At 69.9% G+C, this 23,513-nt stretch carries 23 protein-coding genes; 9 read left to right on the top strand and 14 right to left on the bottom strand.

Annotation, left to right across the window (positions count from 1 at the left end; all coding sequences use genetic code 11):
• Window positions 1–34 precede the first annotated feature (34 nt).
• On the top strand, window positions 35–1,216 hold the full coding sequence (locus tag OG302_RS33490; protein WP_371530186.1) for a TDT family transporter: 1,182 nt from the start codon (window positions 35–37) through the stop codon (window positions 1,214–1,216).
• Here the strand turns inward: OG302_RS33490 and OG302_RS33485 are convergent.
• The 5 genes from OG302_RS33485 to OG302_RS33465 form a co-directional block, all read right to left on the bottom strand.
• Window positions 1,143–1,865 carry a helical backbone metal receptor gene (locus OG302_RS33485; RefSeq protein ID WP_371530185.1) on the bottom strand — a complete coding sequence of 241 codons (723 nt, stop codon included), beginning with the start codon at window positions 1,863–1,865 and terminating at the stop codon, window positions 1,143–1,145. The two genes, OG302_RS33490 and OG302_RS33485, sit on opposite strands and share 74 nt — an antisense overlap.
• Window positions 1,866–1,877: 12 nt before the next feature.
• Window positions 1,878–2,450: a helix-turn-helix domain-containing protein gene (locus tag OG302_RS33480; protein WP_371530184.1), complete on the bottom strand. Its 573-nt coding sequence runs from the start codon at window positions 2,448–2,450 to the stop codon at window positions 1,878–1,880.
• 105 nt (window positions 2,451–2,555) lie between these two features.
• Window positions 2,556–3,557, bottom strand: coding sequence for a hypothetical protein (locus OG302_RS33475; RefSeq protein ID WP_371530183.1), 1,002 nt, complete (start codon window positions 3,555–3,557; stop codon window positions 2,556–2,558).
• A 210-nt stretch (window positions 3,558–3,767) separates the two neighbouring features.
• Entirely contained in the window at window positions 3,768–4,298 is a 531-nt protein-coding gene (locus tag OG302_RS33470; protein ID WP_371530182.1) for a phospholipase A2, read from the bottom strand.
• Between the two features lie 166 nt (window positions 4,299–4,464).
• Window positions 4,465–4,842 carry a helix-turn-helix transcriptional regulator gene (locus tag OG302_RS33465; RefSeq protein WP_361834241.1) on the bottom strand — a complete coding sequence of 126 codons (378 nt, stop codon included), beginning with the start codon at window positions 4,840–4,842 and terminating at the stop codon, window positions 4,465–4,467.
• Between the two features lie 101 nt (window positions 4,843–4,943).
• Here OG302_RS33465 and OG302_RS33460 point away from each other — a divergent pair, with 101 nt between their 5' ends.
• The 4 genes from OG302_RS33460 (at window position 4,944) to OG302_RS33445 (ending at window position 7,025) form a co-directional block, all read left to right on the top strand.
• Window positions 4,944–5,306, top strand: a complete 363-nt coding sequence (locus OG302_RS33460) for a transposase (protein ID WP_371530181.1) — start codon at window positions 4,944–4,946, stop codon at window positions 5,304–5,306.
• Between the two features lie 415 nt (window positions 5,307–5,721).
• Complete coding sequence (locus tag OG302_RS33455) at window positions 5,722–6,210, top strand: hypothetical protein (protein ID WP_371530180.1); 489 nt, start codon at window positions 5,722–5,724, stop codon at window positions 6,208–6,210.
• Window positions 6,211–6,223: 13 nt separating this feature from the next.
• Complete coding sequence (locus OG302_RS33450) at window positions 6,224–6,661, top strand: hypothetical protein (protein WP_371530179.1); 438 nt, start codon at window positions 6,224–6,226, stop codon at window positions 6,659–6,661.
• A gap of 7 nt (window positions 6,662–6,668) precedes the next feature.
• On the top strand, window positions 6,669–7,025 hold the full coding sequence (locus OG302_RS33445) for a hypothetical protein (RefSeq protein ID WP_371530178.1): 357 nt from the start codon (window positions 6,669–6,671) through the stop codon (window positions 7,023–7,025).
• 105 nt (window positions 7,026–7,130) lie between these two features.
• Here OG302_RS33445 and OG302_RS33440 read toward each other — a convergent pair whose 3' ends face one another.
• Window positions 7,131–9,743 (bottom strand): ABC transporter permease/substrate binding protein, encoded by a 2,613-nt coding sequence (locus tag OG302_RS33440; RefSeq protein ID WP_371530177.1) that lies wholly within the window; start codon window positions 9,741–9,743, stop codon window positions 7,131–7,133.
• Complete coding sequence (locus OG302_RS33435; protein ID WP_371530176.1) at window positions 9,736–10,899, bottom strand: glycine betaine/L-proline ABC transporter ATP-binding protein; 1,164 nt, start codon at window positions 10,897–10,899, stop codon at window positions 9,736–9,738. The genes OG302_RS33440 and OG302_RS33435 overlap by 8 nt, the downstream gene beginning before the upstream one ends.
• A gap of 280 nt (window positions 10,900–11,179) precedes the next feature.
• Here OG302_RS33435 and OG302_RS33430 point away from each other — a divergent pair, with 280 nt between their 5' ends.
• From OG302_RS33430 to OG302_RS33415, 4 genes are all read left to right on the top strand, one after another.
• On the top strand, window positions 11,180–12,085 hold the full coding sequence (locus tag OG302_RS33430; protein WP_371750313.1) for a 5'-3' exonuclease H3TH domain-containing protein: 906 nt from the start codon (window positions 11,180–11,182) through the stop codon (window positions 12,083–12,085).
• A 52-nt stretch (window positions 12,086–12,137) separates the two neighbouring features.
• A complete protein-coding gene (locus tag OG302_RS33425) occupies window positions 12,138–12,980 on the top strand; it encodes a siderophore-interacting protein (protein ID WP_371530175.1) in 843 nt (280 codons plus the stop codon).
• Window positions 12,981–13,151: 171 nt separating this feature from the next.
• Complete coding sequence (locus tag OG302_RS33420) at window positions 13,152–13,748, top strand: GNAT family N-acetyltransferase (RefSeq protein WP_371530174.1); 597 nt, start codon at window positions 13,152–13,154, stop codon at window positions 13,746–13,748.
• Window positions 13,749–13,836: 88 nt separating this feature from the next.
• Window positions 13,837–14,739, top strand: coding sequence for an RluA family pseudouridine synthase (locus OG302_RS33415; RefSeq protein WP_371750312.1), 903 nt, complete (start codon window positions 13,837–13,839; stop codon window positions 14,737–14,739).
• On the opposite strand, the gene OG302_RS33410 is transcribed toward OG302_RS33415, so the two are convergent.
• From OG302_RS33410 to OG302_RS33380, 7 genes are all read right to left on the bottom strand, one after another.
• Window positions 14,733–16,220 (bottom strand): cytochrome P450, encoded by a 1,488-nt coding sequence (locus tag OG302_RS33410; protein WP_371530173.1) that lies wholly within the window; start codon window positions 16,218–16,220, stop codon window positions 14,733–14,735. The two genes, OG302_RS33415 and OG302_RS33410, sit on opposite strands and share 7 nt — an antisense overlap.
• 35 nt (window positions 16,221–16,255) lie before the next feature.
• Window positions 16,256–16,870, bottom strand: coding sequence for an ATP/GTP-binding protein (locus tag OG302_RS33405; protein ID WP_371530172.1), 615 nt, complete (start codon window positions 16,868–16,870; stop codon window positions 16,256–16,258).
• Complete coding sequence (locus OG302_RS33400) at window positions 16,851–17,258, bottom strand: DUF742 domain-containing protein (protein WP_371530171.1); 408 nt, start codon at window positions 17,256–17,258, stop codon at window positions 16,851–16,853. Before OG302_RS33400 ends, OG302_RS33405 begins: the two co-directional genes overlap by 20 nt.
• Entirely contained in the window at window positions 17,255–17,662 is a 408-nt protein-coding gene (locus OG302_RS33395; protein WP_361834221.1) for a roadblock/LC7 domain-containing protein, read from the bottom strand. The genes OG302_RS33400 and OG302_RS33395 overlap by 4 nt, the downstream gene beginning before the upstream one ends.
• A complete protein-coding gene (locus OG302_RS33390) occupies window positions 17,659–19,296 on the bottom strand; it encodes an ATP-binding protein (protein ID WP_371530170.1) in 1,638 nt (545 codons plus the stop codon). Before OG302_RS33390 ends, OG302_RS33395 begins: the two co-directional genes overlap by 4 nt.
• 416 nt (window positions 19,297–19,712) lie before the next feature.
• A complete protein-coding gene (locus OG302_RS33385; protein WP_371530169.1) occupies window positions 19,713–22,523 on the bottom strand; it encodes a DEAD/DEAH box helicase in 2,811 nt (936 codons plus the stop codon).
• A 43-nt stretch (window positions 22,524–22,566) separates the two neighbouring features.
• The gene (locus OG302_RS33380; RefSeq protein WP_371530168.1) at window positions 22,567–23,484 is read right to left on the bottom strand and encodes a diacylglycerol kinase; all 918 of its coding nucleotides are present in this window, start codon (window positions 23,482–23,484) and stop codon (window positions 22,567–22,569) included.
• Between the last annotated feature and the right edge of the window lie 29 nt (window positions 23,485–23,513).

The raw sequence follows: 23,513 nt of genomic DNA, 5'->3' as shown, positions 1-23,513 counted from the left end.
GGTGGGGGGTCCGCCGAGGCGCGACCGTGGAACCATGGTCACCGTCGCCCACCCGCAGGCACCCTCGAACTCCGCCACGTCCCCCACCTCCGGCACCCCCCGCATCGCCCTCGCCACCCGCCACCTCGGCCCGAACTGGTACGCCTCCGTCATGGGCACGGCAATCATCGCCGGAGCGGGCGCGACCCTGCCGGTCCACGTCCCCGGCCTGCGGACCGCCTGCACCGCGGTCTGGGCGTTCTCGCTGCTCATGCTGGTCACGCTCATCGCCGCGCGGACGCTGCACTGGATCCACCACCGCGACCAGGCCCGCGCCCATCTCCTCGACCCGGCCGTCGCGCCCTTCTACGGCTGTCTCTCCATGGCTCTGCTCGCGGTCGGCGGCGGCGCCCTCCTCGTGGGCGAGGACTGGATCGGGACGGGCGCGGCGGTCGCGCTCGACGCCGTGCTCTTCGTCGCCGGTACGGTCATCGGCCTCGCGGCGGCCGTCGCGATCCCGTACCTGATGGTGGTGAAGCACCGTCCGGAGCCGGGCCAGGCGTCGCCCGTCTGGCTGCTGCCCCTGGTGGCGCCCATGGTGTCCGCCGCACTCGGCCCCCTCCTGATCCCCCACGTCCCGGCGGGCCAGGCCCAGCAGACCCTCCTCTACGCCTGCTTCGCGATGTTCGGCCTGAGCCTGCTCGCCACCCTGGTGATGCTGCCGATGATCTTCGCCCGCCTGCTGACCGGCGGCCCGTTCCCGATCGCGCTCACTCCGGCGCTCTTCCTGGTGCTCGGCCCGCTGGGCCAGTCGACGACGGCCGTCAACAAGTTCGCCGACACGGCCGCGACCGGCGTGGTCCCCGCCCCGTACGACCAGGGCTTCGCCGTCTTCGCCGTGCTCTACGGCGTCCCGGTGATGGGCTTCGCCCTGCTGTGGCTCGCGCTCGCGGGCGCGATGGTGGTGCGGGCCAGGCGCCGGGGCATGGGCTTCGCGATGACCTGGTGGGCGTTCACGTTCCCCGTCGGCACGTGCGTCACGGGCGCCGAGGGCCTGGGCAAACACACGGGCCTGGCGGTCTACGACTGGCTGGCGATCGCCCTGTACGCCCTCCTGGTGACCGCCTGGGCAGTGGCCCTCACCCAGACCCTGCGCGGCACACTCAACGGCAAGCTGCTCGCAGCGCCTCGCCCAGAACCGCGGGTGCTTCCGCCAGGGACGGGCCGTACCACGTGAGGTGGCGGCCGCTGACCAGGGCCGATGGGGCAGTGAACTCCTCGGGGCCGTCCTCACGGGTGAAGCGGTAGGGCTCGTCGGGCAGGACCACCACGTCCGGGGACACCGCCCGCAGGTCCTCGACCGGGATGCGCGGATAGCGCTCGGCGTGTGTCGCGTACGCGTTGTCGACGCCCAGGCGCCGCAGCAGGTCCCCGGCGAACGTGTCGCACCCCAGGACCATCCAGGGGCGCCGCCAGATCGGAACCACCGCCCTCAACCGGGCGGCCGGCTCGGGGAGTTGATCCCACGCCGTCTCCGCCTGCGCCAGCCATCCGGGCCGCCCCGCCCCGCAGGCGGCAAGCACCCGGGTCAGCTCGCGGAAGGCGCCCGGCAGATCGCGTACCTCCGTCACGAGCACCTGGATCCCCGCCGCCCGCAGCGCCGCGAGGTCGGGCGCGCGGTTCTCCTCCTCGTTGGCGACCACCAGGTCCGGGGCGAGCCCGATGATCCGGCGCACGTCAGGGTTCTTCGTGCCACCGACGCGGACGACGTCAAGATCCTCCGGATGGCTGCACCACTCCGTGGCCCCCACCAGCGCTCCCGGCACGCTCACCGCGACCGCCTCGGTCAGCGAGGGCACCAGGGACACGACCCGTACCGCAGTCACCGTGCGCTCCCCTCAGCGCCGCGAGCCGTCCACGGCTTCGATGTGATCGGCCACGGCCACGACGAGCACCTGGCTGTCCGGCACGGTCGCCCGCCACCGGTGGCGCACCCCGCCGGTCAGATACAGGCTGTCGCCGCGCCCGAGGCGGTACGCCCTGCCCTCCGCCTCGACCTCGACGGCGCCGCCCACCACGTACATCAGCTCGTCGTTCCGGTGCTGGAACTCGCGTCCCTCGTCGTGGTCGCCGGTGAACTCGATGGCATGCAGCTGATGGTGGCCCCGGACCAGGTCGCGCACCCGGGCGTCAGGGGCCGCGCCCTCGCCGTCGCCCTCGTCGGCGCGCGTCAGGTCGACCGTGCACGCGGGATCGGCGGCGGCGAGCAGTTCGACGTCGGTCGTCAGGAGCGCGTCGGCGACCCGCTGCAGGGAGCGCCTGCTGGGCCGCGCCCGCTCGTTCTCCACCTGGCTCAGGAAGGGCACCGAGAGACCGCTGCGCTCGGCCACCACGGCGAGGGTGAGCTCCAGCTGCCGGCGGCGGCGCCGCACGGCCGAGCCCACCCGGAGGGTTTCCTTCTGCTCGTCCATCGCCTCGGCTCCCTTCTGCGCGTCGGTCCACTCTCAACCCTGAGGGGTTTTCTGCACCCTACGCATGTTCGCCAAACGGTTTCGCCCCGTTGCGAGGACCGCCGTCTACAGCTTCCGCCAGTAGACAAGCTGACCCGCCTCCCCGGGAGCCGCCCCTTCCGCCGGTATGAACAGGCTGACCAGCAACGCAGGCCTGCCCTGCGGGTCGGTGAGGAGGGTCGCCGACGGATTGGCGAAGGCGCGGCTTCCGCCATGGGTGGAGAGGGCCAGCCGGTCGGCCCGGCCGCTCACGGGGTCGTACGCGTAGGTCCGCCAGCTCCCGAAGTCGCCCCGCCACCGCTGCCCCTCCACGAGGAGCAGCCGCCGCCCGTCGAGCTCGACGGGCGCCCGGTCCCCGAAGTTCCCGCTGTTGCCCCACGTCTGCAGTGCCCGGTCGAGCCGCCGGTCCGGCGTCGCGTGCCAGTCGCGGAACCCGGTGAGGGTGGCGCGCAGCTGGCGGTCGGTGTCGCAGTCGGCGCGGTAGTGCCCGGTGAGCTCGATGGTCTTCCCGTGTACGGCGGTGATGCTGGGCGTACCCTCGGCGCACCGCGAGAGGGTGCGCGGCGCGTCGAAGGCACGGTCGGCCCGCCCGTCGAGCAGCGCCGCCCGGTCCCCGTACCCGCGTACGGCGATGTGGTTCTCCGGGTCCCTCTCGTACGCGAGGACGTACCCGCCGCGCCCGTCGGCGGCGAGCGAGGCCTGGTGGGTGCCGGGCCCGAAGTCATGGCGGCGGTGCCAGTGCCGCAGATCGGTGGACGTGGCCACGGCGGCATGGAAGCGGCCGTCGCGCAGAAGGGTGTGGTAGACGGCCAGATAGGTGCCGTCGGTGGCCTGCGTGATCTGCGCGGCGTCCATGGTGCGGCCGGTGTGGTCCCGCGCGTCGTAGCGGTGGCCGTCGGCGGCCGTCACGTCGTCGGCGAGCGCGGCGAGGCGCGCGGTGCCGGCGGAGGCGGGGGAAGCGCTCGCGGTGGGCAGGCGCCAGCCGAGCAGCACCCCGAGGAGAGCCAGGGCCAGGACGGCCAGGACGGCCAGGAGCGGTACGGCCCGGAGGGAACGGGTGTCGGTCACGGGCGGGGCTGCTCACGGGGGGATTCACGCGGGACGGCGTGCGGGGCGGCGAGGGCCCCGCCGAGGCTGGCGGGGACCTGACCGAGGTTAGGGACTCGACCCCGGCCACCGGCGCGAAACGCGGGGTGGGATGCGCCACACGGCACGTCCCACCCCGCCTCGTCCGTACCGCCTCGCCGCGCCCGGCCGGGCGGTGTCAGTGCGGCGGGGTCAGCTGACCCGGTCGTAATACGCCTTGGCCATCTTGCGGCACTTCGTGCGCTCGGCCTTCGTCTTGTGCGGCTGGGCGGCGCACTGGCGGTTCATGTCGAAGAGGAACGCCTTGTCGACGCGCCGCTCGTGCGTGGAGCCCGCGAACGCCTTCTTGCCGATCAGCGCCTTGTAGTTGCGGTACCCGAAATCGTGCCGCGCGCAGGAGAGCCGGAAGTCGAAGCCGCCGGGCTTGTCGGCCAGGCGCGTGCACCAGTCGGTGTCCCAGCGGAACGACCAGCGGTCGACGCCCGCCTTGGCGAGCTTGCGCGTCCGACGCCAGTCGGTGACGCTCGTCTTCGTGGAGCGGGTGAGCTCATGGAGCCGCCCCATCTTGCTCGGGCCGCCCGCCGTGGAGGCCGTGGAAGCCGTGGAAGCCGTGGAGGCCGTCGCCTCAGGGCCGGGTTCGGGCGTGGCCTGGGCCACGCCCGAACCCGCGACCAGGGCTCCCGCCACGGCCAGTGACGCGACGGTTGTCCGCGCGATGATCATTCTGTTGTTCCCCGTTCATCGGTCCTGCTCCGCTACGGGCAAGAGCGTAGGAAGACCGGGGAACGCTTCATAGTGAATCTTTGTGCACTGCCCTTTAGTGCAAGCAATCCTTTGGTCAGTCGCCAGTGGGCAGTGGGCCGTGGAGATGGAGCGGCGGTGTCGCCGGTCAGGCGCGCGCCGACGCTCCGGTCCCCGCTCCGTCCGGGCACAGCAGTCCGTGGTGGACGATGGCGAGGACCACGGCGTCGAGACGGCTGCGCAGCCCCAACTTCTCCGTGATGCGCGCGACATGCGCCTTGACCGTGCGCTCCGCTATCCCCAACTGACGGGCCAGGGCCGGATTGGGCAGCCCGGCACCCAGGAGCAGCAGGACCTCCCTCTCCCGGGCCGTCAGGTCATCGACGGCCGGCGGCGCCATGGCCGAGTGGAGCGCGGACCGGCACGGACAGTGGGGCTCCAGCTCCTCCATGGTCTTGAGTGTGTCCAGCGATTCGCCACACAGGTGGTTCTGCTCCGCGTTCTGGATCGTCACTGCGATGGTCACCTTCCCCGTTCCCCGTTGTTCCCCGTTGTCATGACTCAACAGGCACTGTAGGCCAATGAGTTCGCAGTAGTGAGGCAGAAATGTCATGTCTCATGTGGCGTATGGCATACGGCAAAATGGCGGGCGTGACCGACGACCTCTCACTCCGTCTCGTACCCGACGAACTCTGGGCACTGGCACGTACGTTGCTGCCGGGTTTCACCGCGCGCCCGCAGGGCGGAGGCACGGCCCCGCATGATGAACGCGCCGTGTTCACAGCGGTGGTGTACGTGCTGACCAGCGGCTGCCCGTGGCGGCAGCTGCCCACGGTGTTCGGCGTCTCGCCCGCCACCACGCATCGCCGCTGCACCGCCTGGACCCGCTCCGACCTGTGGCAACGCCTGCACGCCGCGGCGGCGGAGGCCGGGGTCGAGCCGGAGTGGACGGCGGCGATCGCCGCGGCTGCGGCTAGGCGTTCCGGCTGACCACGTGAGACAACGAAGCCAAGGACGTTCGTTACATGATCCGATCCCGCTTCCACTCACCGGAACAGCCAGCTCCGCAATGTCGCCATTAGTGCCCATCTTCCGGTCCTGTCAGGCATTTTGACAGGCCACTGGGCGTCGGAGAGTTCTCCTTGAGGTGGATCTGAGGTTGCCGTGCGGCCGGTGCGGCCGGTGCGCCCCGCCTCTCACAAGATGGCCGCCAACGGGCCGAAAGCCGCCGATCTCACCCATAGCGCCGGATTTGCTATTACGCGCTGCACATTGCGAAGGCGATTCCCCGACAACCCTCGGCAGCCACCCGTCACGTCCCTTTCAGGCAGTGCCCTTTCGGCCAATACCGGGCGTCGGCGACGACTAGTAACTTGCGGCGGGTCGCACGAGAGGAGACCACCACGTGGTCAGGAACCAGGGCCGGATGACGGCCGTCGCAGCACTTTCCGCAGTGACCGTCCTCGCCGGCGGTGTCGCCCAGGCCCAGGCCGCGCAGGGCCCGCCCGCGAACGCCCCGGCAGCCACCGCGGCCAAGACCGCCGTCAAGGCCACCGCCAAGGCCAAGAAGTGCAAGGTCGCGCGGAAGCTCTACCACCCGGCGCGGACCACGGTGGTGGTCGGCAACGTCGAGGTGCACTGCTCGAAGGCCTCCAAGGTCCGCAAGATCAACAACGTCGTGACGCTGTACCGCAACGGCCACAAGGTCGACAAGGTCAACCTGCCCGGCCCCAGGGGCAAGCGCTACGCCTACGCCCAGACGTCGGCGGGGATGTCGGGCACGCACTGCCAGACCTGGAAGCTGAAGGTCTGGACGCTCGCCTTCAACAGCCGCGGCAACGCCGTGTACGAGTTCGCCAAGACATCCAAGCCGAAGAAGATCTGCCCGCGCTGACCCGGAAGGAACCATGCTCACTCACCAGCACCGCATACGCACCGGCGTGTGCGCAGCAGTCATCGCCGGAGCGGCGCTCGCGCTGCCGGCCGTCGGCAGCGCGTCCGCGCAGGAGGGCTCCCGGCCCACCGCCACGGCCGGCTCCAGCACCGCCAAGGAGTACCGGGCCGCTCAGGGGTTCCACTCCAAGAAGGGCCTCAAGAGCTGCTCGAAGCGGGGCGAGACGGTCTTCCTCTCCGTGAAGGCGGCGCTCAAGTACCGCTTCACGTGGAAGAGCCCGGGCGGCAAGCTCCACTCCCAGCACTACTGGAACGCCAGCGACGGCACCATCGGCATCCGCAAGATCCCCACCTGGCGCAAGGACGTGTACTGGAAGGTGACCGCACTGCCGGGCAAGGACACGAAGACCCTGGTCAAGGTGTACGCGTACTGCAGCAAGACGGGACTGTGATCGGACCATGAAGAAGCAGCTCACCACGGTCGTCCTCGCCGCCTGCGCCGCCGCACTCCTCTCCCCGGCGGGTGCAGCCCACGCCTCCGAGACGGAGGGCGGCACCAAGCGCTGCGGCAGGGGCCAGCAGGTGATCATCTCCTCCACCGCCGGCGGCCGCGTCATCCACAAGTTCAAGACGCCGGGCAGCGGCCACCACGTCTACACCCACGACTTCGGCAACACCCAGGGCTACCTGTTCACGCCCCGCTACACCCCCACCGGCAAGCGCGCGGTGACGTACCGCATCATCGCCAAGGACGTTCCCGGCAAGGTCAGGAACGCCTTCGTGCAGCGGAAGCACCTGCTGTGCCGCAAGTTCTGACGCCCCGTCGCCGGGCCTGAACCCGGGCAGGACACCCGGGCACGACCGAGCCCCCGCCGACGGCAGGCTGCCGTCGGCGGGGGCTCAACTGTGCTGCTGGTCCGGCTACTTCACCGGCGCCATCTTGTCGACGATGCCCGGGTGGGCGTCGACCCACTTCCGCACGCCGTCTTCCTCATTGCCCCGGCCGGCCTTCTGGACGGCCTGCTCGAGGCTCATCAGCTCGTCGGGGCTCATGTGCCAGTTCTTCAGCCAGCCGTTGAGCTCCGAGTACTTCTTCGGGAAGCTCTTGTTGGCCAGCGTCTTGATCTGGTTGTTGGCACCCCAGGTCTTCTTGGGGTCCTTCAGGCGCGTGAGGTCGTACTTGTTGTACGCCCAGTGCGGCGACCAGAGCACGACGGCGACCGGCTCCTTCTTGGCGTACGCGCGCTCCAGCTCGGCGAGCATCGAGCTCGTGCCCGCGCTGGTCAGCTCGAAGCCGTCCAGACCGTAGGCCGGCATGACCTTGTCCTTGAGACGCGTCATCTGACCGGTGCCCGGCTCGATGCCGACGATCCTGCCCTTGAACTTGTCCTTGTTCTTGCGCAGGTCGTCCATGGTCTTGACGCCCTTGACGTAGGACGGGACCGCGACTTCGAGCGTGGTCTTGTCGTACCACGCCCCGACGTCGACGAGATCCTTCTTGTACTTCTCCCAGTACTGCTTCTGCGCGACCGGCAGCCAGCCGTCGAGTTCGAAGTCGACCTGCCCGGTGGACAGACCCGTGAACAGCGGACCGACGTCGAGCTTGGTGGTCTTCGGCTTGTAGCCGCGCTTCTCCAGGACGTTCTTCCACAGGTACGTGGCGGCGATGCCCTCGTCCCAGGCCGGGAAGCCGATGTTCGGCGCCGCGCCGGCCTGCTTGCCCTTCTCGTACGTGCCCTTGGCGACCGGGGCCATCTTGTCGACGATGCCCGGGTTCTTCTTCATCCAGTCCTTGACGCCCTGGTCCTGGTTGCCCTTGCCGGCGTCCTGGATCGCGCCCTCGAGCGAGGTGAGCTGCGCCTCGCTGAGCTTGAAGTCCTTGAGCCACTGGGCGACCTGCGGCTCCTTCTCGGCGAAGCCCTTGCGGCCGAGGGTGTGGATGCCGTCGCCCGAACCGAAGGCGCCCTTGGGGTCCTTCAGCTTGGTCAGCTTGTACTTGTCGTATGCCCAGTGCGGCGACCAGAGGGTGACCGCGATGGGCTCCTTCTTCTTGTACGCACGGTCCAGCTGGGCCAGCATCGCCGACGTGTTGGACTTGACCAGCTCGTACTTGCCCTTGAGGCCGTACTCGTTCTGGACTTTGTCCTCGTACAGCTTCGTCTCGCCCGCGCCGGGCTCGATGCCGTAGATCTTGCCCTTGAACTGGCTGCTCTTGCCCTTGAGGTCGTCGAGCGTCTTGACGCCCTTGACGTACTTGGGCACCGCGATCTCGAGCGAGGTCGGGTCGTACCAGCTGCCGTAGTCCTCGAGCTGGTTCTTGTACTTGCTCCAGTACGGGGCGTGCGTGGCCGGCAGCCAGGAGTTGGTCTGCACGTCGACGCTGCCCTGCGCCTGACCGTTGTAGAGCGCGCCCACCTCGAGCGACTGCACCTCGGGCTTGAAGCCGCGCTGTTCGAGGACGTTCTTCCACAGGTACGTGGAGGCGGTGCCCTCGGGCCAGTCGATGTAGCCCATCTTGACCGAGCGGCCCTGGCCGACGTTGGCGGAGACCGCGGGGCCCTCGTCGTCGCCGCCGAAGATGTTCAGGCCGCCGGCGACGAGCGCCAGCACCAGGACACCGACCATGGCGACCGGCGTGGCCGGCTTCCACCGCATGATCTTCAGGCCGCCGAGCGCGGAGTTGGCCTTGGCCAGGGCGCGCCGGCCGAGCGGCGAGACGCGCTGGTTGAGGGCACCGGTCATACGGTCCAGGTACATCGCGAGGATGACCACCGCGATGCCGCCCTCGAAGCCGAGCGCGACATCGACCGAGCTGATGCCGTCGTAGACGGTGGAGCCGAGACCGCCACCACCGACCATGCCGGCGACGACGACCATCGACAGGGCGAGCATGATCGCCTGGTTGACGCCCGCCATGATCGTGGGCAGGGCCAGCGGGAGCTGGACGCGCCACAGCGTGTTGCGCGGGTGCGTGCCGAACGCCTCGGCGGCCTCGATCAGTTCCTCGTCGACCTGGCGGATGCCGAGCTCGGCGAGGCGGACGGCCGGCGGCATCGCGAACACGATGGTCGCGACCATGCCGGGGACGGGGCCGACACCGAAGAAGAAGATGCCCGGGATCAGATAGACCATGGCGGGCATGGTCTGCATGAAGTCGAGCACCGGGCGTATGACGCCGCTGACGGTGCGGTTCTTGGCCGCCCAGATGCCGATCGGCAGCGCGAACACAAAGATGATCACGCAGGAGACGAGCACGAGGGACAGCGTGTTCATCGCCGGTTCCCACTGCTCGATCGAGTCGATCAGCGCGAATCCCGCGAAGGTCGCCACGGCGGCGAGAATTCCGCGCAGCCAGAAGGCGAGCACGGCGAAGATGCCGATGAGGAGCAGCGGCTCGGGCGACGTGAGGACGGCGTTGACGCCGTCGTAGGCGTTCCCGACGACCATCTTGATGAAGTCGAAGAGCCACTCGCAGTTGTCGCGCAGCCAGTCGACGCCGGAGGCGACCCAGTCGCCGATATGGATCCTAGGCACTGGCGATCACCTTGCTCACGGGGCCTTCGCCCTTGTCCTGCTTCACCTGCGCCGCGTCCCGCGGCGTGTCACCGGACTCGTCCACCGCGGGCATCGGTTCGCCGAGCACGGCGAGCAGACGCGAGTGCGGGACGACTCCGATGAGGCCGCCCTCGCCGTCGGTGACGGCGACCGGGAGGCTGCTGGTGGAGCACGGCGTGAACAGCTCGATGATGGGGGTGTCGGCGGCGACCGTGGCGGGGGCCGCGGACAGCACGTCCTGTGCGGTCTTCAGCTCCTTGCCCTCGGCCGTCTTCGTGCCGAACACGGTCTCGGGCTCGGCCATGATGGCGCCCGCCGTGAGGACCCGGGCGCGGTCGACGTCCTGCGTGAACGCGGCGACGTAGTCGTTGGCCGGCGTGACAAGGATGTCCTCGGCCCCGCCGATCTGGACTATCTCGCCGTCGCGCATGACGGCGATCTGGTCGCCGAGGCGCATGGCCTCGTTCAGGTCGTGGGTGATGAAGACGATGGTCTTCTTCAGCCGCTTCTGGAGTTCCAGGAGCTGGTCCTGCATGTCGCGGCGGATCAGCGGGTCGAGCGCGCTGAACGACTCGTCCATGAGGAGCAGGTCCGCGTCGGTCGCGAGGGCGCGGGCCAGGCCCACGCGCTGCTGCATGCCGCCGGAGAGCTCGTCGGGCCAGGACTTCTCCCAGCCCTTCAGGCCGGCGAGTTCGAGCGCCACCGTGGCGCGCTCCTCCCGCTCGGCGCGCGGCACGCCCTGCACCTCGAGGCCGTAGCCGGCGTTCTCCAGGACGCTGCGGTGCGGGAAGAGCGCGAAGTGCTGGAAGACCATGCTGATCTTCTTGGAACGCACCTCGCGCAGTTCGCGGGCGCTCAGCCCGGTCAGGTCCTGACCGTCGAACAGCACCTGTCCGGCCGTTGGCTCCGACAGCCCGTTGAGCATGCGCAACAACGTGGACTTGCCGGATCCGGAGAGACCCATGACGACGAAGATCTGGCCCGGCTCGACCGTGAAGGAGGCATCGATCACCGCGGCAGTGGTGCCTTCGGCGCGCAGCTCCTCCCGGTCGGTTCCGTGGCGGAGTTTCTCCACCGCGTCAGCGGGTCGTCTGCCGAATACCTTGTACAGGTGTTCGGCTTGCAGCCTGGACACATACACCTCTCGGGTTGAACCAAGACGGCCCGCCTCCCCCGCCGGCGGGCCGTGGAGCGACGCGAGTTCCGCTCGCTACTTGCCCGGCGAAATAGTTGAATCCTCGACCGGAGGCGCTCCGGCCCGGCGCCTGCCCTCGCTTACACGAATCAAACGCAAGAGTGTTCCAGTTCACATTCTGTTCACTTTTGTCGACCGGAAAGTGCCGCGGTCCGCCGCCCGGTGCGATGTCAGTGCGGTGCGGCATGATGCGAAGGTGACTCAGCGAACGCGACGGCTCATGCTGCTCGACACGGCGTCCCTGTACTACCGGGCCTATTTCGGGGTCCCCGATTCCGTGAAGGCCCCGGACGGCACCCCGGTGAACGCGGTGCGCGGTCTGCTCGACTTCATCGCCCGGCTCGTCCAGGACCACCGCCCGGACGACCTGGTCGCCTGCATGGACGCGGACTGGCGCCCGCACTGGCGGGTCGAGCTGATCCCTTCGTACAAGGCGCACCGCGTCGCCGAGGAGGTCGAGCAGGGCCCGGACACCGAGGAGACCCCGGACACCCTCTCCCCGCAGGTCCCGATCATCGAGGACGTCCTGGACGCACTCGGCATCGCCCGCGTGGGCGTGCCGTCGTACGAGGCGGACGACGTGATCGGCACCTACGCCGGCCGCGCCACCGGCCCGGTCGACATCGTCACCGGCGACCGCGACCTCTACCAGCTGGTCGACGACGAGCGGGGCGTCCGCGTCCTCTACCCCCTCAAGGGCGTCGGCTCCCTCCAGCTCACGGACGAGGCCTGGCTCCGCGAGAAGTACGGGGTGGACGGCTCCGGCTATGTCGACCTCGCCCTGCTGCGCGGCGACCCGAGCGACGGCCTGCCCGGCGTGCCCGGCATCGGCGAGAAGACGGCGGCCAAGCTGCTCGACGCGTACGGCGATCTGGCCGGAATCATGGCCGCGGTGGACGACCCGATGAGCAAGCTGACGCCTTCTCAGCGCAAGCGGCTCGACGAATCCCGCGCGTACGTGGCCGTCGCGCCGACGGTCGTCCGCGTCGCGGGCGACGTACCGCTGCCGGAAGTGGACCTCGCGCTTCCGGCAGAGCCCCGCGATCCGGCGGCCCTGGACGAGCTCGCCGAGCGGTGGAACCTCGGTGGAGCACTCAAGCGATTGCTCACGACTCTCGAAGGCTGAGGTGTTAGCTTAGGTAAGCCTAAGCAATATTTGATCAGGGGAGGCCGCCGCCATGGCAGAACGTCCGGCACGCAAGGCACCGAAGACTCACGTCGGCCGGGTGGTGCGCACCGAGCGCCTCACACCGCACATGCAGCGCGTAGTCCTGGGCGGCGAGGGCCTCGCCGAGTTCGCGACGGACGGCTCCACCGACCACTACGTGAAGCTGCTCTTCGACGCCGAGGGCGTCACGTACCCCGAGCCGTTCGACATGCAGCGCATCCGCGAGGAGTTCCCCCGCGACCAGTGGCCCGTGACGCGGACGTACACGGTGCGCTCCTGGGACGCGGAGACCCGCGAGCTCGCCGTCGACTTCGTGATCCACGGCGACGAGGGCCTCGCCGGACCGTGGGCGCGTGACGCCGAGGCGGGCACCACGATCCGCTTCCTCGGCCCGGGCGGTGGGTATGCCCCGGACGCCGACGCCGACTGGCATCTGCTGGCCGGTGACGAGAGCGCGCTGCCCGCGATCGCCGCGGCCCTGGAGGCACTGCCCGAGGGCGCCAAGGCGTTCGCCTTCGTGGAGGTCGCCGACGCGGACGAGGAACAGAAGGTCAGCTCGGCCGCTCAGATCCAGTGGCTGCACCGCGGCTCGCGCCCCGTGGGCGAGGCCCTCGTCGAGGCCGTACGCTCCCTCGACTTCCCGGCGGGCGACGTGCAGGCGTTCGTACACGGCGAGGCCGGGTTCGTGAAGGAGCTGCGCCGCCATCTCCGCATGGAGCGCGAGGTGCCCCGTGAGCGCCTCTCGATCTCCGGCTACTGGCGCCTGGGCCACAACGAGGACGGCTGGCAGGCATCCAAGCGCGACTGGAACGCACAGGTGGAAGCGGAGCAGGAGCCGGCGCCCTCGGCGTGACCGCTGCGCTCGGCTTGAGCGGGGTGCGGTTCCCTCAGGTGCCGGGGCGCCGTTGTCTGCCGCTGGGTGGGGGCTGATCGCGCAGCTCCCCGCGCCCCTTACGGGGCCCGTCCCTCGGGGGCCGGGTGAAATCCCGTTTCCTCCGGCGTCGGGCGCTGACACGATGCCCGCATGCCCTTCAAGATCCCTGACGTCGTCACAGCAGGCACCTTCGCCCACCAGGAGCAGCCGGCCATCCCCGTCCCCGGCGGACTGGTCATCCGCCCCTGGTCCCTCGCCGACGCGCCCGCCGTGTACGAGGCGTTCCAGGACCCGGTGATCCAGCGCTGGCACGCACGCGACGCCGAGTCCGTCGACGAGGCCCGCGGCTGGATCGAGGACTGGCGCACGGCCTGGACCGAGGAGCGTGACGCGTACTGGGCCATCGCCGACGCCACGACGGACACGGTGGTGGGCCGGATCGCGCTGCGCCAGATCGTGTTCGGCGACGGGCAGGCCGAGGTCGCCTACTGGACCATGCCGGCGGCCCGCGGCCGGGGCATCGCCCCGCGCGCCCTCACCGCCCTGTCCGACTGGGCCTTCGCCGAAGTGGGCCTGCACCGCCTGGAACTCCTCCACGCCGTGGCCAACGAAGCGTCCTGCCGCGTCGCGCTCAAGACCGGCTTCGCGCCGGAGGGCACCAAGCGCAGTGCGGTGCTGCACGAGGACGGCTGGCACGACATGCACCAGCACGCCCGCATCCAGGGGGACGCGCCCGGGGACTCCTGACCTCGGGCGCCCCGTACTGTTGCCGGTTGTGACCCGTAAGCCCCGTATTCCGCCCTCTCCCCTGCCGCAGCGGCACGGCGTCGACCCCATGCGGGTCAAGCTGCCCGCCGACGGAGCGTGGGCGACCGTACGGGACCATCTCGTCGAGCGGCTCAAGGCCGGGCCCGGGGTGATCGACGCAATGCTGCGGGACGGGCTGATCGTCGGCGTGGACGGGGTTCCCGTCACGCCGGACACCCCGTACGTGCCCAGCACCTTCGTGTGGTTCCACCGGGATCTGCCGGACGAGGTCCCGGTGCCGTACGGCATCGACGTCGTGTACCGCGACGAGCACATCGTCGTCGCCGACAAGCCGCACTTCCTGGCGACCACACCCCGCGGCAGCCATGTCACCGAGACCGCGCTCGCCCGCCTCCGCAGGGACCTCGGCATCCCCGCGCTCGGCGCCGCGCACCGCCTCGACCGGCTGACCGCCGGGCTCATCCTCTTCACCGTGCGGCCGGAGGAACGCGGCGCCTACCAGACGCTGTTCGGCGAACGCCGGGTGCGCAAGGAGTACGAGGCCGTGGCCGTCCACGACCCCGGAACCGCACTCCCCCGCACCGTACGCAGCCACATCGTCAAGGAGCGCGGCATCATCGCCGCGTACGAGGTCCCCGGCGCCGAGCCCAACAGCGAGAGCCGCATCGAACTCGTCGAGCACAACGGCTCGTTGGGGCGCTACCGCCTCACTCCGCACACCGGCCGCACCCATCAGCTGCGCGTCCACATGAACGCGCTCGGCCTGCCGATCCTCGGCGATCCGGTCTACCCGGCGGTGGCGGGCCCGGTGCCGCCGGACGACTTCCGGCGGCCCCTCCAACTCCTCTCCCGCGTCCTGGAGTTCACCGACCCCGTCACGGGCGCCGACCACCGCTTCGTCAGCGCCCGCGCACTGGATGCCTGGACCTCGTACGACGCGTGGGAGAGCGGCTCAGCGGGCGGTCAGTAGCCGCGCCACCAGGTGACCAGCCTCCGCCACGCCCCCTGCCGCGGCACCGGTGCCACCACTGGTGCGGACTCCGGCGCGGGCGGCGGCGATACAGGCTGGGGCGTCGGCGTCGCGGGATGCGCGGGCCGCGGCGCGGGGGACGACACATGCCAGTCGTTGCGCGCGCCCGGCACCCGCGCCATGGGCCGCGCCATCACGTCCTGCGGAGGCCGCGGCGCGAACTGCACCGGAAGCGACACCAGATGGCTGGAGAGGATCGACGACGTCCACTTCAACTCGTGTTCCTCGACGGAGAGTTCCACGTCCGGGAAGCGCATGAGCAGCGCATCCACGCCGGTTTCGGCGATGGCACGGCCGATGTCCTGCCCCGGACACTCGTGCGGCCCGCCCCCGAACGCCAGATGGGAGCGGTTGCCCTGCATGTTGGCGGCAAGATCGGGGCGTACGACGGGATCCACGTTTCCCGGCGCGATGCCGAAGATCAGACCGTCGCCCGCCTTGATCTGCTGGCCGCCGAGCTGCGTGTCCTGCTTGGCGAAGTAGCCGACCATGGCACTGAACGGCGGCTCGTCCCACAGGGACTGCTCGATCGCCTCCGGCACCGTCATCTGGCCGCCGCTGAGCTGGGCGCGGAAGCGCGGGTCGGTGAGGACCATGCGCAGGGCGTTCGCGATGAGGTTGGCCGTCGCCTCGTACGAGGCGATGAGCACCAGCCGCAGGTGCGTGCCGACCTCCTCGTCGGTCAGCTGCTGGGGCTGCGCGATGAGGTTGCTGGTGAAGTCCTCCTCGGCCTGCGCCCGGCGCCGCGCCACCAGGCGCATCAGCGCGTCCATGATGTACGCGTTGCTGGCGATGGCGGTCTCGGTGCCCCGGAGCATGTCGCGTGCGGCCTGCACAATCCGCTCGTTGTACTCCTCGGGCATACCGAGGACATGGCACATGACCATCATCGGCAGATGCTCGGCGAACCCGCTCACGAGGTCGGCCTTGCCGTCCTGACAGATGTCGTTGAGCAGGAGATTGCTGTAGCGGTTGATGTAGCGGCGGATGCCCCGGTGGTCGAGGCCCGCCATGGCACCGGTGACCGCGCCACGCAGCCGCTGGTGTTCGTCGCCCTCCACGAAACTGGCCATGGGCTGCCAGGTCACGACGGGGGCGAGCGGATTGTCCGGTCCCATGGAACCGTCCTGCACGGCACGCCACTGGCGCGAGTCGCGGGTGTACTGCGAGGGGGTGCGGACCATGTGGAGGTTCTCGCTGTGGCCGAGGACCGCCCAGATGGGTACGTCGTTGTGCAGCAGGGCCGGGGCCACCGCGCCGTGCTCGGCGCGCAGCTTCTCGTAGAGACCCGCGAGGTCGGTGTCCGCCTCGGGTCCGTAGAGCCGGCGCAGGCCGCCGGGGCCGAGCCCGTGCGCGGGGCAGCCGGGCGGGGGCATGGCGGGGTCGTCCATGCCGGGGCGGGAGTGGGAAGGGGTCGTCACGTTCGTCGCTCCGGGGTTGCGGATCAGGTGAGGTGTCAGACGCGGGCCACGGTCAGGGAGTGCAGGTACCGCATGAGGGTCAGCAGGGTGTCCCGGCTCGATGCGCGCTGCCGGGCGTCGCACTTCACCATCGGCACCGCCTCGTCCAGGTCGAGGGCGCGGCGCAGCGTCTCCATCGGGTGATGGGGCGCGTCGGGGAAGTCGTTGACGGCGACGACGAAGGGCACACCCCGCTCCTCCAGGCGGCCGATCACGTCGAAGCTGACTTCGAGGCGCCGGGTGTCGAGGAGGACGACCGCGCCGAGCGCTCCTTCGAAGAGGCCGTTCCACAGGAACCAGAAGCGCTCCTGGCCCGGGGTGCCGAACAGATAGAGCACCAGCTCTTCGGAGATGCTGATCCGGCCGAAGTCCATCGCGACGGTGGTGGCCGTCTTGGTCTCGGAGCCGTAGTTGTCGTCGACGCCGATGCCGGCCTGGGTCATGGTCTCTTCGGTGGTCAGCGGACGGATCTCACTGACCGAGCCGACCATCGTCGTCTTGCCGACGCCGAATCCGCCCACGATCACGATCTTCACCGCGGCCGTGGCCGTGTGCGGCAGGACCTCTTCGCTGCTGGGCCCGGTGATCGTGTCAGAGCTTTTGAAGTCCATGCATCACCGCTTCGAGGAGGGAACGATCGGGGAGCGTGGAGCGGACGATGGGCGCCCGCGCCTGTACCAGGTCGGCCCCGAGCATCTTCGTCAGCAGGACGGTCACCACGCTGAACGGCAGCGCGAGATACGCCGAGAGCTCGGCGACGGACAGCGGCGTCCTGCACAGCCGCAGGACCACGGAGTGCTCGGGCTGGGCGGTGGGCGATGCCTCGCCGTGCGCGACGATCAGCGTGACGAGGTCGAGCGATGCCCGCTCCGTGTCCTCGCCGGTCAGGATGTAGAGCCGCTCGGGGTTCTCCGGGCTGCGCCGTTCCCGTTGGGGAGGGTCGTCTCGGTGGGGAGGGTCGTCTCGGTGGGAGGGGTTCTCGCCGTGCGGAGGATTCATACGGCCTGCCCGTCTCGCCGGGGCGGGCTCGTCAGATGGGCGCCGATCCGGACGACCAGGTCCCGCATGCGATTGCCGATGAGCCCTGCGTCGACGGTCTCGTCGGCGAGCACGGCGAGGTACGCCCCGGCCCCCGCGGCCATCAGATAGAAGTAACCGCCGTCGACCTCGATGATCACCATGCGCATCCCGCCATCGCTGCGGGGGATCTCGGTGGCCACCGCGGCGGCCAGGGACTGAAGTCCCGCGCAGGCGGCGGCGATCCGGTCGGCGGCGTCGGGATCTCCGCCGTAGCGCGCGATGCGCAGGCCGTCCGCGGAGAGCACCACGATCTGCCGGGTCTGCGGCACGCCGTCGGCGAGCTCCTTGAGCATCCAGTCGAAATTGGCCCGTTGCTGGATCACTTCCAGCCCCCCTCGTCGGCGTTGTCGGCACCGTCGGCGGCGCCGTGGTCGTTCTCGCTGTGGCCCTTGGGGAACAACGGGTCATCGGCTGCGGAACCGTCGCCGTTGACGCCTTTCATGAAGGCCTCGATCCAGAGGCCGGGTTCCTTCTCCTCTTTCTTCGCCGGTTCCGGTACGACCGGTGCGGCGGCCTGCGGGGAGTACTGGGCGCGCTGCGCCGCGTACCGCTCGTCCGCGGCTTCCTGGGCCAGCCGCTCGCCGAGCGGGGTGCGGACCCGGCTGCGGCGCTGCGGCAGGCCGTTCGACGTCCACTCGGTGACCTCGGGGATGTCGTCCTCCATGGCCGCGCCGAGCGACTTGGAGAGCGGTGGTCCGGCCGTCATCACGCGGGGCTTCTTGCGCCGGATGCCGTGGGCCTCCTCGATGGGCACGCCTTCGGCGTTCACCCGGGGCACGGCGGAGGCGCCGATGCCGTGGGCGAGACCGGGGGCGGGTCCGGTGGTGATCATCTCGCGCGGGACGATGAGCACCGCGCGGACGCCGCCGTACGCGGACTGCCGCAGCGACACCTGCAGGTTGTACATCTGCGAGAGACGTCCCACGACGGCCATGCCCAGGCGCGGGCTCTCGCCGAGGTCGTTCAGGTCGATGCCGGCCTGGGCCTGCGCGAGCATGCGCTCGGCCCGTGCCCGCGCCTCCTCGCTGAGGCTGACGCCGCCGTCCTCGATCTCGACGGCGATGCCGGTCTGCACCTCGACGGCGGTGACGTGCACGCGGGTCTGCGGCGGGGAGTAGCGGGTGGCGTTGTCGAGCAGTTCGGCGCAGGCGTGGATGAGCGGTTCCACGGACGTGCCGCTGATCGCGACCTTGGCGATCGAGTGCAGGTCGACGCGCTGGTACTCCAGGATCCGGGACATGGCGCCACGCAACACGCTGAACAGCGGTACGGGCTTGGGCCATTGACGTCCGGGACGGGCGCCGCCGAGGACGGTGATCGAGTCGGCGAGGCGGCCGATCAGTGCGGTGCCGTGGTCGATGCGCAGGAGGTCGTCGAAGACCTCGGGGTTGCGGCCGTGGAACTCCTCCATCTCGCGCAGTTCCGCGGCTTGTTGGTGGACGATGGACTGAACGCGCCGGGCGATGTTGACGAAGGCGCGCTGCGAGGACTCGCGCATCGCCTCTCCGGTGTCCAGGGTGTCCAGGACGTGCCGGAGCATCTTGCGCTGGGACTGCGGGAGTTCGGAGAAGGACTCGTCGCCGTCGACGAGATTGCGGATCACTTCCGAGGGTGCTTCGCCCTGCCGGAGCCGGTGGACGGCCTCGGGGATGATCTCCCTGCCCAGGCGGACGGTCTCGTCGTCATGGGATGCGATGCGGCGCTCCAGATGAGCGAGCCGCTGCGCGTACTGGGTGTGCAACTCCCGGATGGTCCGGCCGCGACGCACGGCTTCGGTGCCGACGGCGACCACGACGAGGGTCGCGATCGCACCGCACCAGCCCACCGCGATGCGGGCGGGTTCCGTCACCGCGGCGACCGCGGCGCCGGTGGCCGCGGCCATCAGCATGGCGGGCAGCAACAGCACGCGTGCGTAAGGGACTTCTCGGCCAGCGGGAGGCGATTGAACACTCACCATGTATGCCCTCTGAACACTTGTCTTGGGGGGAATAGGGGGTGGTACTGGGAAATGTGGGGATCCTACGGGGAGTTGGGAACGGAAGACATAGGGGAACTTGCTGAAGATTTGGGAACAAGCGCGCGAATCTATCGCAACTCGTTTCAACTCGCCGCGCTCCGGGCGAGCTTAGTCGGCCGAAATCATCGCCGAGTCATATTCAGCAAGGCCCTGCGCGGCCCCGTCGACAGGCATACACTCGGCTCCATTTGCACGCGTGGCGATCAATCGAACACGTGGAGTGATGGCGTCGAACAGGCGGATCTGGATGCGAAAAGGGGCGGGCCCGGGGGTAGAAACCCCCGGGCCCGCCCTCACTCCGGTGCCAGGTGTCAGCCGTCAGATATCAGATGTCAGCTTCTGTCACCTGTCATCTGTCAGCCGACGGAGCTGTACGCCACCACACCCCGCAGCAACTGATCCACAGCCTTACGCGCATTCTTAGCCACAGTCGAACCCTCGCGGGGAGCGGCCGCCGAGATCTGCCCGAGGACGTCGATCACCTGCTTGCACCATCGCACGAAGTCCCCGGCCGGCATCTCGATCTCCCGGAGCACCTCGTCGAGGCCCTTGTCCGACGCCCACATGTATGCCGCCCAGGCGAAGCCGAGGTCCGGCTCCCGCTGACCGACCCCTTCCGCCTGGTTGATCTTGAACTCTTCCTCCAGGGCGTCGAGACGCCCCCAGATCCGCACCATCTCGCCAAGAGCGGCCTTCACCTTGCCGTTGGGCAGCTTGGGGGCGAGCGCGTCGTCCGCCATCCGGGCCTCGAACACCAACGCGGAGACGCACGCGGCCAGTTCGGCCGGGCTGAGCCCCTCCCAGACGCCGTCCCGCAAGCATTCACTCGCAAGGAGGTCCAGCTCCCCATAGAGCCGGGCGAGCCGCTTGCCGTTCTCGGTGACCTCGTCGCCGCGGAGGTAATCCATCTCGGTGAGGAGCGCCACGATCCGGTCGAAGGTCCGCGCGATCGTGTTCGTGCGCCCTTCGATGCGCCGCTCCAGCTGCACGGTGTCCCGCCGCAGGCGGTAGAAGCGCTCGGCCCACCGCGCGTGGTCCTCCCGCTCGTCGCACCCGTGGCAGGGGTGCGCCCGCAGTTCCGTACGGAGCCGGGCGATCTCGCGGTCGTCGGCGGCGGCCGCGCGCCCCTTGCGGTGCCGCTCCGGCACGATGTGCCCGGCCTTCGTGCGCAGCGCGGACGCCAGGTCCCGGCGCGACTGCGGCGAGCGCGCGTTGAACGACTTCGGGATGCGCATCCGCTCGAGTGCCTCGACCGGCACCGGGAAGTCCATCGAGGCAAGCCGCTTGACCTGCCGCTCGGCGGTGAGGACCAGCGGCCTCGGCCCGTCGTGGTGTTCCAGCCCGCGGTGGCCGTTGACCCGCCCCGCCGGAATCCCCGGGTCCAGGACGAGCGCGAGGCCCGCGTACTTCCCGGTCGGCACGTGGATGACGTCACCGGGCTTGAGCTTTTCCAGGGCGGTCGCGGCGGCCGCCCTGCGCTGGTTGGCGCCCTGCTTGGCGAGCTCGGTCTCCCGGTCCTTCAGCTCGCGGCGGAGCCGGGCGTACTCCTCGAAGTCGCCCAGGTGGCAGGTCATCGAGGCTTTGTAGCCCTCGAGTCCCTCTTCGTTCCTCTGCACCTGGCGGGAGATCCCGACGACGGACTTGTCGGCCTGGAACTGCGCGAAGGACGTCTCCAGGAGTTCACGCGACCGGTGCCGCCCGAACTGCTCGACCAGGTTCACCGCCATGTTGTACGACGGCTTGAAGCTGGACCGCAGCGGATAGGTGCGCGTTCCGGCGAGTCCCGCGAGGTGCTCCGGGCTCATGGCGCGCTGCCACAGGACGACCGCATGGCCCTCGACATCGATGCCGCGCCGCCCGGCACGGCCGGTCAGCTGCGTGTACTCACCGGGGGTGATGTCCGCGTGCTGCTCACCGTTCCACTTGACGAGCTTCTCCAACACCACACTGCGCGCGGGCATGTTGATGCCCAGGGCGAGGGTCTCGGTGGCGAAGACGGCGCGCACCAGACCACGCACGAAGAGCTCTTCGACGACTTCCTTGAAGGTGGGCAGCATGCCCGCGTGGTGTGCGGCGATGCCGCGCTCCAGGCCTTCCAGCCATTCGTAGTACCCGAGGACGTGCAGGTCTTCGTCGGGGATGGCGGCCGTGCGCTCCTCGACGATCTCGCGGACCTGCATCCGCGCGTCCTCGTCGTTCAGCCTCAGCCCCGCGTGCAGGCACTGCTGCACGGCGGCCTCGCAGGCCGCGCGGCTGAAGATGAACGTGATGGCAGGCAGCAGCCCTTCGGAGTCGAGCCGGTCGATGACCTCGGGCCTGCCCGGCGTCCAGATCCGTGATCGCTGCCGGCGCTCGCGCTCGCGGTCGGCCTCGCGGACCATCTTGCCCTTGCGGCGGTCACGCGGGTTGTAGGAACGGCTGGCCTCCATCCGTGCCATGCGCGTGAGGTCGGGGTTGACGGCCTTGCGCTGGCCCTCGCCCTCCTCGAAGAGGTCGTACATCCGGCGTCCGGCGAGGACGTGCTGGAACAGGGGCACGGGCCGGTGCTCCGAGACGATCACCTGGGTGTCGCCGCGGACGGTGTCGAGCCAGTCGCCGAACTCCTCGGCGTTCGAGACGGTCGCCGACAGGGAGACCAGCGTCACCGACTCCTGGAGGTGGATGATCACCTCTTCCCAGACGGCGCCTCGGAAGCGGTCGGAGAGGTAGTGCACCTCGTCCATGACCACATAGCCGAGGTTCAGCAGGGACTGCGAGCCCGAGTACAGCATGTTCCGCAGCACTTCGGTGGTCATCACGACCACCGGGGCATCGGAGTTGACGCTGTTGTCGCCGGTCAGCAGACCGACCTTGTCCGCGCCGTATCTCTTGGCGAGGTCGGCGTACTTCTGGTTGGAGAGCGCCTTGATCGGCGTGGTGTAGAAGCATTTCTTGCCCTGCAGCAGGGCAAGGTGCACGGCGAACTCGCCGACGATCGTCTTGCCCGAGCCCGTGGGGGCGGCCACGAGCACGCCCTTGCCCGCCTCGAGCGCCCGGCAGGCGTCGATCTGGAAGGGGTCGAGGCCGAATTCGTACATCTCGCGGAAGCCGGCGAGTGCTGTGGCCTGCTCGACAGCGCGCTCGCGCGCCGCCGCGTACCGCTCGGCCGGTGAGAGGTCCTCTGTCATCGTGCTTTCGAGACTACCGGCCACCACTGACAACGGACGATCATTATCTGTCTTGCCGTTCCCGCGGCCCCTCGGGTCCCAGGATCCGCACGGCGCCCGGCACGCACTCCGCTGTCAGGGGGAGCCCGCCGAGCTGCTCCCCGTCCGCGTATCCGGTGACTCCGGGGGCGGCGAGCTCCACCTTCGAGGCCCGGAGCACGGTGACCGTGGGGTGGTCCAGGTGCGTGCCTTTGTAGACCCGCGGGAAGACCTTCAGGAGTGTCGTTCGGCTGCAGTCGCCGACGACGGTGACGTCGAAGAGGCCGTCGCTCAGGTCGGCCCGCGCGCAGATCTTCATGCCTCCGCCGTACGAGGGTCCGTTCCCGACGGCGACGAGCGTCGCGTCGATCTCGTGGACCCGCTCGTCGTCCAGCGTGAGCCGGAACGGGATGGGTCTGAAGGCCGCGAGTTCCACGGCCATCGCGAGGTCGTACTTGAAGCGTCCGGTGGGCCAGCGCATCCGGTTGCCCCGGTCGTTGACCCGCGAGTCGAAGCCGGCGGCGAGCACCGTGCCGAACCAGGTCTTGCCCACCCGGCCGAGGTCGACGTGGCGTGTGCGCCCCGCGTCGAGCGCGTCGGCGATGACCGTCCCCGCGGCGGCCGGATCGCGCACCGGGAGCCCGAGAGCACGGGCGAAGTCGTTGCCGGTGCCGACGGCGATCACCCCCAGGGGTGTGTCCGTCCCCGCGACGGCCTGCAGCGCGAGGCTGGCCATGCCGTCACCGCCGACGGCGATGAGCGCGCGCGTACCGGCACCGACGGCGTCACGTGCCCGGCGCAGCGCGTCGGCGGAGTCCTCGCCGATGACCGTGCGCACGGAGTGGCCGGCGGCCCGCAATGCGGAAGCGGCCGGCTGCGCCGCGTGGGCGCCCCGGCCGCGTCCCGCGGTGGGATTGACGAAGAGCGTGATCTCGCTGGTCACTAGGGGTCCCCCCGGACGGAGTTTGAGGG

The organism is Streptomyces sp. NBC_01283, assembly GCF_041435335.1.
Taxonomy (GTDB): domain Bacteria; phylum Actinomycetota; class Actinomycetes; order Streptomycetales; family Streptomycetaceae; genus Streptomyces.
Note: the sequence above shows the minus strand (reverse complement) of the source record. Positions and strands in the feature narration are given on the sequence as shown.

Excerpts from the sequence above, each read along its gene's own strand:
- OG302_RS33490 (WP_371530186.1), top strand. The coding sequence starts at position 35 with ATGGTCACCGTCGCCCACCCGCAGGCACCCTCGAACTCCGCCACGTCC.
- OG302_RS33480 (WP_371530184.1), bottom strand. The coding sequence starts at position 2,450 with ATGGACGAGCAGAAGGAAACCCTCCGGGTGGGCTCGGCCGTGCGGCGC.
- OG302_RS33470 (WP_371530182.1), bottom strand. The coding sequence starts at position 4,298 with ATGATCATCGCGCGGACAACCGTCGCGTCACTGGCCGTGGCGGGAGCC.
- OG302_RS33460 (WP_371530181.1), top strand. The coding sequence starts at position 4,944 with ATGGCATACGGCAAAATGGCGGGCGTGACCGACGACCTCTCACTCCGT.
- OG302_RS33450 (WP_371530179.1), top strand. The coding sequence starts at position 6,224 with ATGCTCACTCACCAGCACCGCATACGCACCGGCGTGTGCGCAGCAGTC.
- OG302_RS33445 (WP_371530178.1), top strand. The coding sequence starts at position 6,669 with ATGAAGAAGCAGCTCACCACGGTCGTCCTCGCCGCCTGCGCCGCCGCA.
- OG302_RS33430 (WP_371750313.1), top strand. The coding sequence starts at position 11,180 with ATGCTGCTCGACACGGCGTCCCTGTACTACCGGGCCTATTTCGGGGTC.
- OG302_RS33425 (WP_371530175.1), top strand. The coding sequence starts at position 12,138 with ATGGCAGAACGTCCGGCACGCAAGGCACCGAAGACTCACGTCGGCCGG.
- OG302_RS33420 (WP_371530174.1), top strand. The coding sequence starts at position 13,152 with ATGCCCTTCAAGATCCCTGACGTCGTCACAGCAGGCACCTTCGCCCAC.
- OG302_RS33415 (WP_371750312.1), top strand. The coding sequence starts at position 13,837 with ATGCGGGTCAAGCTGCCCGCCGACGGAGCGTGGGCGACCGTACGGGAC.
- OG302_RS33405 (WP_371530172.1), bottom strand. The coding sequence starts at position 16,870 with ATGGACTTCAAAAGCTCTGACACGATCACCGGGCCCAGCAGCGAAGAG.
- OG302_RS33400 (WP_371530171.1), bottom strand. The coding sequence starts at position 17,258 with ATGAATCCTCCGCACGGCGAGAACCCCTCCCACCGAGACGACCCTCCC.
- OG302_RS33390 (WP_371530170.1), bottom strand. The coding sequence starts at position 19,296 with ATGGTGAGTGTTCAATCGCCTCCCGCTGGCCGAGAAGTCCCTTACGCA.
- OG302_RS33385 (WP_371530169.1), bottom strand. The coding sequence starts at position 22,523 with ATGACAGAGGACCTCTCACCGGCCGAGCGGTACGCGGCGGCGCGCGAG.